At 39.3% G+C, this 14,156-nt stretch carries 7 protein-coding genes; 3 read left to right on the forward strand and 4 right to left on the reverse strand.

The genetic code is table 11. The features are described 5' to 3' along the window. The first annotated feature begins 225 nt into the window (after nt 1-225). Nucleotides 226-1,827 (forward strand): isocitrate lyase, encoded by a 1,602-nt coding sequence (locus H5089_RS08330; RefSeq protein ID WP_182711971.1) that lies wholly within the window; start codon nt 226-228, stop codon nt 1,825-1,827. Between the two features lie 819 nt (nt 1,828-2,646). Here H5089_RS08330 and H5089_RS08335 read toward each other — a convergent pair. From H5089_RS08335 to H5089_RS08345, 3 genes are all read right to left on the reverse strand, one after another. Beyond that, nucleotides 2,647-4,665, reverse strand: a complete 2,019-nt coding sequence (locus tag H5089_RS08335; protein WP_182711972.1) for a S9 family peptidase — start codon at nt 4,663-4,665, stop codon at nt 2,647-2,649. A 154-nt stretch (nt 4,666-4,819) separates the two neighbouring features. Further along, the gene (locus H5089_RS08340; protein ID WP_182711973.1) at nt 4,820-5,554 is read right to left on the reverse strand and encodes a 5-oxoprolinase subunit PxpA; all 735 of its coding nucleotides are present in this window, start codon (nt 5,552-5,554) and stop codon (nt 4,820-4,822) included. A 1-nt stretch (nt 5,555) separates the two neighbouring features. After that, complete coding sequence (locus tag H5089_RS08345) at nt 5,556-7,367, reverse strand: glycoside hydrolase family 3 protein (RefSeq protein WP_182711974.1); 1,812 nt, start codon at nt 7,365-7,367, stop codon at nt 5,556-5,558. 370 nt (nt 7,368-7,737) lie between these two features. Between H5089_RS08345 and H5089_RS08350 the strand changes: the two genes are divergently transcribed. Further along, nucleotides 7,738-9,255 (forward strand): sensor domain-containing diguanylate cyclase, encoded by a 1,518-nt coding sequence (locus H5089_RS08350; RefSeq protein WP_182711999.1) that lies wholly within the window; start codon nt 7,738-7,740, stop codon nt 9,253-9,255. On the opposite strand, the gene H5089_RS08355 is transcribed toward H5089_RS08350, so the two are convergent. Next, nucleotides 9,252-9,776, reverse strand: a complete 525-nt coding sequence (locus H5089_RS08355; RefSeq protein WP_165723782.1) for a hypothetical protein — start codon at nt 9,774-9,776, stop codon at nt 9,252-9,254. The two genes, H5089_RS08350 and H5089_RS08355, sit on opposite strands and share 4 nt — an antisense overlap. 149 nt (nt 9,777-9,925) lie before the next feature. Here H5089_RS08355 and H5089_RS08360 point away from each other — a divergent pair, with 149 nt between their 5' ends. After that, complete coding sequence (locus tag H5089_RS08360; RefSeq protein ID WP_182711975.1) at nt 9,926-13,948, forward strand: rhombosortase-dependent M36 family metallopeptidase; 4,023 nt, start codon at nt 9,926-9,928, stop codon at nt 13,946-13,948. The last annotated feature ends 208 nt before the right edge of the window (nt 13,949-14,156 follow it).

Here is a 14,156-nt window from a genome sequence, read left to right on the forward strand (position 1 = left end):
AAACGGTCGCGATGTTGTTGTGTGCTTGTGCGTAAGGCAACAATAACTCAAAAAGGCAAAGTTGAGTGCTTTTTAGCTATTCACAAAATGTATAGCCACAATAACAACTATAAATTTACTAAATCTAGAAAAGGAGCCTAATGTTGAATTAAGCGCTACGGAACACACTCCTAGCCACTCTCACAACATTAAAATAATTTACACACTCGTTCGAAGGATTTTATTATGACAACATATCAACGCGAAACAGACACACTCTCTACTCTTTGCCAAACACAAGGCAGCGCATGGAAAGCTATTAACCCTGAATACGCAAGCCGTATGCGTTTACAAAACCGTTTTCGTACAGGGATTGAAATTGCGCAATACACAGCAGACGTAATGCGTGAAGATATGGCTTCATATGACGCCGACACAAGCCAGTACACGCAATCTTTAGGCTGTTGGCATGGCTTTACTGCCCAACAAATGATGATGGCTATTAAGCGCCATCAAAAAACAACTAAACGCAGCTATGTATACTTAAGTGGCTGGATGGTTGCAGCGCTTCGCTCTGCATTTGGTCCGCTGCCAGATCAAAGCATGCATGAAAAAACATCGGTACCTGCGCTAATTGAAGAAATTTACACGTTTTTAAAGCAAGCTGATGCACGTGAACTAGATCACTTGTTTAACGACCTAGATGAAGCAAAAGCGAACGGCGGCGATGTTCAAGCTGTTATTGATAAAATAGACAACTTTGAAACCCATGTTGTGCCAATTATTGCTGATATTGATGCCGGTTTTGGTAACGAAGAAGCAACTTACTTACTGGCTAAAAAAATGATTGAAGCCGGTGCATGTGCCATTCAAATAGAAAACCAAGTATCTGACGCCAAACAATGTGGTCACCAAGCGGGTAAAGTGACCGTTCCACACGAAGACTTTTTAGCAAAAATTAACGCAGTACGTTACGCCTTTTTAGAGCTAGGTATTGATAACGGCATTATTGTGGCACGTACAGATTCATTAGGCGCCAGCCTTACTCAAAAAGTACCTGTGTCGCAAACACCTGGTGACTTAGCAAGCCAATACAATGCATTTTTAGAAACTACGCCAATTAACGGTGTTGATGATTTAAATGAAGGCGATACGGCAATGAAAATTAATGGCCAGTTATGTAAACCAACTCGCCTAGATAACGGTTTATACCAGTTCCGCGAAGGCACTGAAAAAGACCGCGTAGTATTAGATTGTATTACTAGCTTGCAGTCGGGCGCTGATTTACTGTGGATTGAAACAGAAAAACCACATGTTAAACAAATTGCAGAACTGGTGAATCGTGTAAAAGAACACGTGCCAAATGCAAAACTGGTATACAACAACTCGCCTTCGTTTAACTGGACGCTTAAGTTTCGTGAGCAAGTGTATCAAGAGTGGGAAGAAGCAGGCCGTGACCTTAGTGCTTACCCAAGCCTTGGCGATAATAAAGGCCTTATGGCACCAGAAATGGATGCAACAGAGCTTGCACAAGCAGCCGATTTACTAGTGCAAAACTTCCAGCGCGATGGCGCACGTGAAGCCGGTATTTTCCATCACTTAATTACTCTGCCTACGTACCATACAGCTGCACTGAGCACTGATATTTTATCAGAAGGTTACTTTGGCGATATGGGTATGCTGGCTTATGTACGTGATGTACAACGCCAAGAAATTCGTCGTGAGCAAGCTTCTGTTAAGCACCAAGACCTAGCAGGGTCTAACATGGGCGATACGCACAAAGAATACTTCTCTGGTGATAACGCGCTAAAAGCCGGTGGTGAAGACAACACCATGAACCAATTTTAATTCCTAACTAGATAGTGTTACTCAAGGGCCAATAGGCCCTTTTTTATTGCTTTAAGTAAAGTTAGAACATTGAAGCATAATTACAGATCAGACTTTAACTAGGGCGTGTTGATCTTTGTGGATTGAAATTTGTTCAAACTAGGGGCGATTAAATCGCGGCGCGAGGTTTGTAACCTAGTGGGCTAAGTAAAAACCGAGCAACAAAGAGTTTATCGTCCCTAGAAAGAATCCAAAGGGCAGCGCATGTTTGGTATTTATGCTACGTTATCGCCTATTCATGGGGAATAACCACACTACATAAGCTCCGCCTTGCCTAAAAACCAAACATACTGCTGCAAATTAACCCACCAAAGTTCAACACGCCCTTGCCAAATCATGTTGGATCACTATTTTACTACCTGAGTGAATTTACAGATCAGAGTTTAACTAACCTTTCATAAAACGGCATATTTGGGGTGATTTTGCTGTAAAAAGCGTTTACAACAACTTTAAAAGGCTGGTAAGTGACTGATTTTTGCTTTAATAGACAAACTTAGTGAATTTATAAACCGATTTTTTACTAACTTCTCCGTGCGATAAAACAAAATTTTACTAACTGAGAGGCTATAAACAGTGACTCAAACCGATTTTTTACCAACTCAAGTTACAAAAAATGCTATAAACCGAAATTTTACTAACTGAAGTTTTAGCTAAGTCCGATATTTAACTGTCACAGAAGTGTAAAGGGGGTTTACAGTTTGAATACTACGGCGATAAATACAAAAGCCACTTATTTAAAGTGGCTTTTATTTGAGCTATAAATGTTATACAAATTTTAGGTTATTTAGTGTGTTTATCAAACCACCATTGAATATAAGCAACTTTGGTCATTAAGTTTGATGGGCGAGCTGTAATACCATGCGATGCATCAGGAATTCGCACCATTGCAGTATCAACACCTTGTAACTTTAATGCCTGATAAAACTGTTCAGTTTCTGAAATTGGTGTACGGTAGTCAGATTCCCCAGTGAGCAACATAGTAGGAGTTTTAACGTTTCCAACATAGCTGATAGGCGAGCGTTTCATGTAATGCTCAATGTGATCCCATGGTTTTCCTGGAAACCAGTAATCAGCAAAAAACGGATAAAAATCTGCTGTTAGTACAAAACTGATCCAATTGATAACAGGCTTAGCAACTACAGCTGCAGCAAAACGATCTGTATGACCCACAATCCATGCAGTTAATACACCGCCACCAGAGCCACCGGTTACAAACAATTTAGACTCGTCAATAAAGCCTTTCGCTATTAGCGCATCAACACCTGTCATTAAGTCATCAAAGTCGTTACTTGGGTAATTATGATGAATGGTTTGTGCAAACTCGTTACCGTATGAATCACTTCCGCGTGGATTCATGTATAGAACGATATTCCCCTTTGCTGCAAACAGTTGAATTTCGGCGCTAAAATGCGGCCCATAATTAGCGACAGGGCCGCCGTGTATTTCTAGTATTAACGGATACTTTTTGCTGCTGTCAAAACCTGGCGGATAGGCAATCCATCCTTGAACAGGGAGTTCATCGTAGCTTGATTTAATCCAAACTTCTTCCACTTTAGCCAAAGCTTTATCACCTAGAGCATCAGCATTAAGGGTAGTTAAACGCTGCGCTTTACCGCGTTTAATTGTTGCTATATCAGCAGGGCGCTGAGTATCTGCAAGGGTAAAGGCTATTTCGCCATCTTCGCTTACATCAAAGTCGCCACCAGAATAAGGGCGACCAAATGCAACGCTGCCAATTTGGGTTGTTATTATTTTACGCTTGCCACTGCGTGGTTGATACGCAAGGGCAGTTTGGCCTTTATCTGCATAGCTAAAGTATATGCCTTTGGAGTTTGCACTCCACTTTATTTGACCTACGCTGCGGTCAAAATTCGGCGTTAAGCTAACTGTCTCTCCAGATTTTAAATCACGAATATAAAGCTGAGCGTTTTCGTAGTTAGTGCGTTTATCATCGTAACCTGTGTACGCTAAGTAACGACCATCGGGAGAGATTTTAGGCTGCTCGTCAGGACCATTTCTATCGGTAATTTCTGTTATATTTTGCGAAGCTAAATCGAGTTTATAAATTTCACTGTTTGTGGGTTTTAGTTGGTTGTTTGTGTGCCTGTTTGCAGAAAAATAAAGCGACTTACCATCGTTGCTAAAACTTACATCGCCCGCGTTATCAAACTCATCATGAGTGAGTTGTTTGGCATTACCACCGTTAGCATCTATGGAAAATAATTGGCTAAAGCCCTTTTGTGTGTAACCGCCACCATCTGAACGGTAGTAAACATCATCAATAAATTTAGCAGGCTCTGCCCACGTTGCACCTTTTGGTTTACCTGGTAAGCTCACTGGTGCTGAATTAGCGCTTGGAACAAACATGCTAAATATTAATTGGTTGGAATCAGGGCTCCATGTAATCGCACGAGGACTACTTGTTAAGTTACTTATTTTTGCCATAGCACCTGTTTTAAGCCATTTAATATATATTTGGCTGCTGCCATCGCGGGTTGATATAAACGCAAGGCGTTGGCCATCAGGAGAGAGTACTGGCGAGTAATCCATGTGCACGCCAGAGGTTAATGGCTGCATTTGTTTGGTTTTGTAATCAACAGACCAAATATTCCCCACTTTACGATCTGTTTTTATATCCATGCGATTACGCACAAAATAAACCGTTTTACCGTCTTCGGTTATATCTATTTGATTGGCATATTCTAAATTAAATACATCTTGCAGTTGTAGTGTATTTTTTTCAGCGTAGGCTAAATTGCTACAGCCTAAAACGAGGCTAAGTTTTAAAAACTTTTTCATTTTTATCCCTGTTGTTACTTTTTTAATTTTCTAAGTAGTTATATGTTAGGGATTATTAAATTAACAGTAGGATGCGATGAAGCTCTTATTTAACTCTATGAGTTAAAGCTGTAAAGGGGCTTTACAGCTTATAATTTAAGGTTGTGTGGAAAGCCTAATTGGCTGAGTTACACAGGGCTTTTATATCTTTTATAAGTGATATGCCATCAGCGTTGTCGCCATGTACACATAAGCTATGGGCGTTGAGCGTTAGTTTTTTTCCTGTTCGTGTTGTTACACTACCATCGGATAAAAGCTGAGTTACTTGTTTTAGTAATGCAGCTTTGTTGTGAACGCTGCCCTCAAGTGTTCGTGACACTAAATGCCCGTCGTCGGTGTACTGCCTATCGGCGAATGCCTCGAGTATTAGATCAACTCCTGAGCTTTTGGCTATTTGAATGTGCTTATTGGCATTTTTAGTCGCTAAAATCATTAGCTTTAAATCTGTTGGGTAGCTGGCAATTACATTTATAACGGTTTGTAATATTTGATCATTTGCCATCATGTCGTTATAAAGTGCGCCGTGGGGTTTTACATAGCTAAGTGTTAAACCTTGTACTTTTGCCATCCCCTCAATAGCGGCTATTTGATAGTGCAGGCAATTTGTAAGCTCTTTTTCGCTAAGTACCATTGAGCGCCTACCAAAGCCCTGCTTGTCTGGGTAGCTTGGGTGAGCACCAATTTGTACGTTATGTTGCTTGGCAAGTACAATAGTGTATGCCATTACATCGGCGTCACCTGCATGAAACCCACACGCAATGTTAGCCATATCAATATGTGGCATAACGTCATCGTCTAGCCCCATTTTCCACGCGCCAAAGCTTTCGCCTAAATCACAATTGAGTTTCATATTAGTGCGCCTTTTGCGGTTTTATTGTGACAGGTAATACGCCGTTAGCCGGTGCTTCTCCTAGTAACACTTTTGCAAGTGCGGTAAAAGCAGGACCAGATACAATATCGTTTTTATCTACATCAATATTATATGCATACGATGCAAGTACGGCATTTGCATAATCGCCAAATTTAGCAATGTCATAAGGGGCTCTCAGGCTTATAAAAACAGTGCTTTTATTACTCTGCTTTGCCATATTTAATAATGACTCAAGTGCTTTTGGCTGCTCTGCATTATTAAGTGCAAAATTTGAATCATCTTTTAAATCATCCATACCGCCAATTTCGACCGCACTTTGATTAGGTGTTGCATTACCGGCGATAACTACATCAGCAGCGTGTATTTGTGCTTTTGCGAGTGCCGGATTAAACCCTTGTAAACTACTACAACTATAGTTAAGTTTTTGCTGGCTGATAGCTTCAATTGCTTGCTGCATTGCCATACATTTACGCGTGTCTGGCATAATAATATGAACATTACTTCCTGCTTTTAAATTAAGCGGCAAAGTACTGTTATTATTTTTAACCTGCGTTATTGCCTCTACAGCAAGCTGCGCTTCTATTTCGCGATGTGCTGCACTGCCAATTGTTTGCTTTGCATTTATGAGCGCGGTAATAGGGTCAAAATTAGTGCTTAATCTAAATTTATTTTTAAGTGTAATAATACGCTGTGCCGATTGTGCTATTTCTTGCTCATCAAGTTGGTTTGATTTAACCGCTGCAACAAGATCTTTAATAAGATCATCGAGTTTATTTAAATCATCTGGTGTTCTAATTTCAATAGGCATTAGGGCAATGTCAGCTCCAGCGGCAAATGTATTTATTACCGCTTGAGTTGGTGTGAAGAAGTTACTAATACCAGCCATATCAAGCGCATCAGTTACTACAACTCCTTGGTAATTAAGCTCGCCACGTAAAATATCAGTAATGATTGCGCGCGACATTGTTGCCGGTTTTATCATAGTTTTGCCATTAACACTTATAAACGTTGTGCTATCAAGCGCTGGGTATTGAATATGCGCCGTCATTATCATACCTGGGTTTTGCTTGGCGATAATGTGTTTAAACGGTGCTAGGTCTTGCTCGTAAATAACTTCTTTTGCATGGTTTACTTTAGGCAAGCCTGTATGGCTATCTACGTTTGTATCGCCGTGACCCGGAAAGTGCTTTAACGAGGTAATCACGCCATTGCTTTCAAATCCTGCAACCTGTGCGGCGCCCAATTTACTCACTAATGCTGGCTTTTCACCAAACGAGCGTACGTTAATAACAGGGTTATCGGGGTTCATGTTTACATCAACCGTGGGCGCGTAGTTTACATTTATACCCAGCGAATTTAGCTCTTTAGCTATTACTGTTGCTGTTTTTGTCGCAAAGCTTGTACCGTGTTTTTTGTAGGTTGCGCCAATCGACATATTACCGGTAAATGAGGTGGCAACATCGCGTGGTAAACGCGCTACACGTCCGCCTTCTTGATCTATTGATATAAATAGCGGCAGCTTACTACTGGATTTACTTGCAGCTGTTTGCAATTGGCTATTAAGCGCAATTGTTTGCTCTATCGATTGAGTGTTTTCAGAAAATAAAATTACCCCACCAATATCGTATTTTGCAATAGCGGTAGCGAGTTCATTAGGTAACTCGGTCATTGGAGTTCGGCATTTATTACTTACTCCTTGCTGGCAGAAGTAACGAAAGTCGAGTATTAGCTTTTGCCCAAGTTGTTGTTCAAGAGAAAGCACGGGTTTAGCAAGCGAGGATTGTAATGGCATTAAGCACCCAGATAAAAAAACGATAGACGATACAATACACTTATTTAGCAAAACACACTCCAAAGCTAAAAAGTAGATAAGTGTAAGCAGCTTAACTACTTTTTGAGGTAACTGCAAAAGAAGGATTTTTTGCAGAGGAACCAATAACGTATTGTAAAAGTTAAAGAAAATTCATAATCTTGCAACTAGCGAAAAGTTATATTTAGTTATATTTTTTGTGGCTTTGTTAATATTAGATAATAAATTTTCAAGAGGGTATAATTGCGGGCTTTATATACAATTATAGGTTCGGGTACTGAATACCTGTACTTAGGATGGCATACGTTTGCGAAAAAAATTATTAACGGCCTTAAATCTTCGATTTCTTATTTTGCTTTTAGCGATTACGGCTTCTATTAGTACTTTAGTAAGTAGCTTTTATTCTACCTACCAAGTACAAAAAGAGCAGTTAACAGCTTACACGCTAAAAAGTAACTATGCTTATGCCAATAAACTGGCATCCGCAACAGATAATTTTTTAGAATCCGCAATGCAACAACTGGCCTATTCAGCTAAAAAAATAGAGCAAAGAGTTGATGATGAAGATTTATTAAACCAAGAAGCGACCCGCTTACACTTACAAACGAATAGCTTTAACTCGGTTGTAATTAATAAGCATAGTGTTGTTGTCGCAACCTCTCCTAAATTTCCGCAACTTATTGGTGAATCAATCCACTCACCTGGCGCTGTACAAGCGCTACAAGAAAAAAGACCATTAATCAGCGCGCCTTATATGTCGGCTGCTGGGAACTTTATTGTTTTTATTTCTCATCCTTTGTTTGATAAAAGTGGAGATTACCTTGGTTATATTGGTGGCTCTCTTTATCTAAAGGAGCGTAATATTTTAAATAGCTTATTAGAGCAGCATTATTATGAGGGTGGAACATATATTTATGTGGTCGACGCCAGTAGGCGAATTCTCTATCACCCAGATCAGGCACTAATAGGGACAGTCGTCACAAATAATTCCATCACTAATAATATGATTACAGGCCAAAGCGGTACTTCTATTGTTAAAAATAGCCAAGAGATAGAAATGCTAGCAGGCTTTTCCTCCGTGCCTAAAGCAAAATGGGTAATTGTCGCTCAGCGCCCTGTAAGAGCAACGCTTTCGTCACTTGATTTACTCATAACTGAAGTAATAAAACGTACATTACCGATGGCTGTTATTACGTTTCTTTTAATAGGTTTTTTTGCTCACTTAATTTCTAGACCTTTAAAACAACTAGCAGACAAAGCAAATACACTTGACGATCCAACAAGTATTGAAGAGCTAAAAAGTGTTAAATCTTGGTACTTTGAAAGCCAAAGACTAAAAATTGCAATGCTCAATGGAGTTAATACTTTGCAAATGCAGATAGGTCAGCTTCGTCATGATACGCAAACAGATCCCCTCACTGATACTCATAACCGTAGGAGTTTAAACGGTTTATTAAACCAATTGATGTTTAAGCAAACTCCATTTGCTATTTTAGAGATAGACATCGATTTCTTTAAGCGAGTTAACGATACCTTTGGCCATGATAAAGGAGATGAAGCTCTTAAATCGCTTACTGATATTATCAAAAAATTATCTCGAAAAGACGATATCGTAGCACGTATAGGTGGTGAAGAATTTGTACTTGTCTTGCCTAATGAAAACAGCCAAAGTGCGCTCAAAATAGCAGAGCGACTACGTAAAACTGTTGAGTCTACAAATATGGAAACTATCGGCTTTATAACAATTTCTATTGGGATTGCAACTTGGCCTGAGCACAGTAACGACATAGACCAAGTTTACAAGTGTGCTGACAAAGCACTTTACCATGCAAAAGAACATGGCCGTAATCAGTGCATTGTTGCTGATTAAAAGTGTGTTTCGATAGGTGAATAGTTAATTGCAATTTCTACATTGCTCACTGATCTATAGCTGTTTAGAGCACTAGACAATCCTGCAATATCAACATCCTTTTCAACAAGTAATGTGTAATTGTGAGCTGTTGACTTGACTAATTCATAATTATTTTTTAACTCATCAGGCACAGAATCGGTATTTAGTGTAATGGTAAGAGTACCTGTTACTACACCTTTTTGTTTTAAGTTCTGATTATAAATAACGTCGCCTTTAAATAACTGCTCAGAGTTAAAGATAAGTTTATCACCAGATGAATTTATGCTTTTAGATGCATTTTTAACAACACCTTGACTACTTTCTTTTTTAGGGAAAATAATGTCACTTTTCTGGTTCTTAGATGGTTCTTTTATAATGATCTCTGCTGTTTTAGGTTGTACCTGAGAGTTGTTAACCTCTGTTTTTTCACTGTTATTACATGCAGATAGTAATAAAGCTGCGATTATTGGCACTGCACTTGTAAAAATTATTTTTTGCATTCGTTTACCTTTGTTTACTTTTCTTTAAATTTAAAGCTATTCAGCCTTATTCAAGTCTGTATATTAACAACTTAACTAGATGTTTACATAAAACAATCAATTTAAAAACATTAAGTATTTAAACATAATAAATACAAACAGGTGGATACATGTCTCAATTCAAATTAACAACTATTGCCATGGTTGTAACATCTACATTAGCAGCAGGTGAACTAACGGCCGCTGAACAAACTCGATTTTATGATGTAAGTGCAACAAATTCAGTTACTCAGGGCGCTTCTTTAGCTGCCGTTCAGCAGAAAACCTTAGCCGAACGCGCCACTGTGTCGGGTCAAAAATCTATTTACGATGCACAAATGGGTAAAGCAACATTTTTATGGCAAGCAATAGGTCAGCGTAAGCCTGACATGGCTTTAATCGCAGCTGATAACCGTAATCAATATGCTGCTGACTTTTATATTGAAACTTTAACAGGTATTAGTAATCGTAAAGCAACAGCATCTTCTGCTGTTATGGTTGATTTATCAGAACAAAAACGCGGTTCTATTAGTGCAAAATACAAACAACAAGTAAACGGTGTTGAAGTTTTTAACCGCGAATACAACTTGTTAATGGATAAAGAGTACAACTTAGTAGCAAGCTCGGGTTATTTTGCTGATACGTCGTCATCTAAAAATAAACTTGCTGCGTTAACTGGTTTTGTAAGCTCTGAGCAAAGCATAAGAAAAGCATTTAGTGAATTAGCAAATATTGATGTCTCACTTCGTAAAATTGGTAACGAAGGTGGATATGCAAAATATGAGGCTAAATCATTAGATGATTCTAAGATTGTTTTAGGTACACCACGTGCAAAAGAAGTGTTTTTTGAAGTTGCAGGCGAGCTTAAATCAGCTTACTACATTGAAGTAGAAGTAGCAGAAGTTGGCTCTTTAGAAAGTGACTACTTTAGCTACGTAGTAGATTCAAATAACAGCAAAGTATATTTTGCGAAAGATTTGAAATCTCATGCAGCTGACTTTAATTACCGTGTTTACGCAAACCAAGATGGCTACCCAATGGAAAGTCCGCACGGTGACGTAATTCCTGCAGATGGCCCAGAACAAGTAGACGAGACTGAGATTTTAGATGCGCCAATGGTATCTCTATCTTACTACAGCAAACTAAGCACAATGGACCCATGGTTAGCTGATGACGCAACAACAACATCAGGTAATAACGTATTTGCTTACGCAGATGTGGTTGCACCTCAAGACTTTAGTGAAGGTGACTTTACTGCTGAAACAACAGCAGACTTCACATTTGACTACCCTTATCAAGTAGATGAAGTCGCAAATAGCTACGCAAACCGTAAAGCGGCTATTGTTAACTTGTTTTACATGAATAACTTTTTACATGATTTTTTCTATGACCATGGCTTTGATGAAACGTCAAATGTAGCGCAGGTATCTAACTTTGGTCGTGGCGGCGTAGAAGGCGACCCGATTGAAGCACAGGCTCAAGATAACTCAGGTCGTAATAATGCAAATATGTCTACACCAGCTGATGGTGCTAGCCCACGTATGCAAATGTACTTGTACAACAGTAAAGATGCCACTGTTGGTGTAGATTTTGGTATTACAGTAACTTCACATGACTCTTTAGGCCTTTTAGCTTCAACAAAAGAATCTGGCTTTGGTAAATACCAATTCAGTGATGTGGCTGCAGAAGTTGTTCGTTTAGATGATGGAAATACAGTAGATTCAACAAGTATTAATGATGGTTGTGAGCCTGCTATAAATGCTGCTGAACTAGCAGGGAAAATTGCAATTGTAGATCGTGGCTCATGTGCTTTTACGATTAAAGTAAAAAATGCACAAGATGCAGGTGCAATAGCAACTATCGTTGTTAATAATGACCCAGATACGGCAGAACCGGCACCAATGGGCGGTGAAGACGATACTGTAACCATTCCAAATATGGGTTTAAATTACGCTGATGGTCATGCAATGTATGACCTAATTGATGCTGGTGAAGTTGTTACTGTAGACATGTTTACCAAAGCAACATTAAAAGATGGTACGTTTGATAATGGTATTATTGCTCATGAATGGGGTCACTACATTAGTAACCGCTTAGTCGGTAATTCATCAGGCCTTATTAACTTCCAAGGCCGCGCAATGGGCGAAGGCTGGGGCGATTTCCACTCATTAATGTTTATCGCTAAAGAAAGCGATATAAATATTACAGGTAACGATAAGTTCCAAAAAGCATATGGTAGCGGCACATTTGTAGAAGACTTCTACTTCGGTATTCGTCGTCTTCCTTATTCAACTGATACAGATGTAAATGCATTGTCGTTCCGCCATATTACTGAAAATGCTGGTGCTGATATTGGTATATCACCAACAAGCGTGGCTTCTCCTCATGCTGCCGGCGAAATTTGGGCAACTGTATTATGGGAAAACTATGTAGCGCTTATTAACGAGCATGGCTTTAATGAAGCACAAACTCGAATGGCAGATTACTTAGTTGCAGGTTACAAATTAACACCTATTGCACCAACCTACACTGAAGCACGTGATGCTATTTTAGCTGCTGCCTATGCAGTAGACCCTGCTGATTACAAATTAATGGTAGGTGCATTTGCTAAACGTGGTATGGGTCTTGGCGCAGTATCGCCAGATCGTTTCAGTAATGACCTTACTGGTGTGGTTGAATCAGATAAAACACAGCTTTCTAGCTATGCATTTGCAAGTGCTGACTTAAACAACATGTACAATGGTACAGAGCTTGGTTTTTGTACTAATGATAATATTTTAGATAAAGGCGAAACGAGTACTGTTAGCGTAACAATTACTAACCGTGGTAGTGAAGTACTTAGTGGTACAACAGCACAGCTGACTGTTATAAGCGATCACGATGTAACATTTGAAAATGATGGTTTACTTACTTTTGGTGAAGTTCAACCGTACGAAGCAATAACAAGTAACGATATCAAAGTTACTTTGAACGAAGCGGGTACAGCTGAAACACTAGAAATTGAAGTCACATTTCCTGAAATTGAAACAGACGATGATATTGTTGAAGCGCTTGATCAAACACTCACGTTTGAAGTAAATATGGGCTTTAAATCAGAAATGCCTGTTGGAGCTGTAGCTTCAGATGATATGGAAGTAGCAAGTTCATCACTATTAGATTTAAAAGAAAACGTAATGTTTGGTGGTGACTTAGCTGTTGGCACTCAGGTAATGGATAATAGTAGTAATATTGCCTTCTTTGAACAAGGTGGGTTTGGGCTAGGCACACAGGCAATGCGCCTTGTAAATAATGGTTTCCAATCAGATGTAGCAGTAGAGAGTAAGTCATTCGAAGTTGGTTACTCAGGCGACTTTGAAATCTCATTTTGGCATTTCTATAGTATTGAGCAAAACTGGGATGGTGGTGTTGTAGAAGTTAGTGTTAATGGCGGTGACTGGGTTGATGCTACTGAAATTGGCGGCACATTTGATGTTGGCTATGACGCTGTTCTAATCGAAAATGATTCGCAAGAACTTCAAGAACGTGAAACTTTTACAGGTAATAACGTACAAGATAGTGGCGCGTATGGTAATTATGAAACTATCAACTTTGGTGATGCTCTAAACGGCAACTTAGTAAAAGTGCGCTTTAGAATCTCATCAGATGGCGCAGTAAGTGATTTAGGTTGGTGGATTGATAACCTAACTATGTCTAACGTTTTATCTCCTGTATTTTCAGAGCTTGTAGCGGGTGATTCACTAGCATGTGATAACGCAGCCCCACTTGTTTTAGTCGAAAGTGCATCGGCGGAAATTACTGAATCTGCTACAGGAACAATTACAGCAACAGCTACAGATCGCAATGGTCAAACACTAACTTATGCTTGGACTCAGGTTAGCGGTAGTGCTGCTACGCTCACTGGTACTGACACTGAAACTTTAAGCTTCACACCTGCAGCTATTACTGCAGATGAAGAGCTTGTTTTTGAAGTTGCCGTAAGTGATGGTGTAACAACTGTGACTCAACAAAGTACTGTAATGGTAAAAAATGAAGCGGTAGCAACAGTGCCTGTAACTGAATCAAAATCTAGCGGTGGTGGTAGTTTTGGCTTTATAGCTTTATTACTTACTCCATTAGTATGGTTTAATAGACGCCGTAAAAACGTAAGTAAATAAGTTTAAATAACATCCCGTCATCTCTAAATACATGACGGTTTTAATGAAAGGCCAGTAGCGTTTGCATCTGGCCTTTTTTATGCACTTAGTTTGATTTTTTTAGTCCTGAGCACAGTAACGACATAGACCAAGTTTACAAATGTGCTGACAAAGCACTTTACCATGCAAAAGAACATGGCCGTAATCAGTGCATTGTTGCTGATATTAG

The organism is Pseudoalteromonas sp. SR45-1 (genome assembly GCF_014163655.1).
GTDB classification, from domain to species: Bacteria; Pseudomonadota; Gammaproteobacteria; order Enterobacterales; family Alteromonadaceae; genus Pseudoalteromonas; species Pseudoalteromonas distincta.

Excerpts from the sequence above, each read along its gene's own strand:
- H5089_RS08330 (WP_182711971.1), top strand. The coding sequence starts at position 226 with ATGACAACATATCAACGCGAAACAGACACACTCTCTACTCTTTGCCAA.
- H5089_RS08340 (WP_182711973.1), bottom strand. The coding sequence starts at position 5,554 with ATGAAACTCAATTGTGATTTAGGCGAAAGCTTTGGCGCGTGGAAAATG.
- H5089_RS08355 (WP_165723782.1), bottom strand. The coding sequence starts at position 9,776 with ATGCAAAAAATAATTTTTACAAGTGCAGTGCCAATAATCGCAGCTTTA.
- H5089_RS08360 (WP_182711975.1), top strand. The coding sequence starts at position 9,926 with ATGTCTCAATTCAAATTAACAACTATTGCCATGGTTGTAACATCTACA.
- H5089_RS08335 (WP_182711972.1), bottom strand. The coding sequence starts at position 4,665 with ATGAAAAAGTTTTTAAAACTTAGCCTCGTTTTAGGCTGTAGCAATTTA.
- H5089_RS08345 (WP_182711974.1), bottom strand. The coding sequence starts at position 7,367 with ATGCCATTACAATCCTCGCTTGCTAAACCCGTGCTTTCTCTTGAACAA.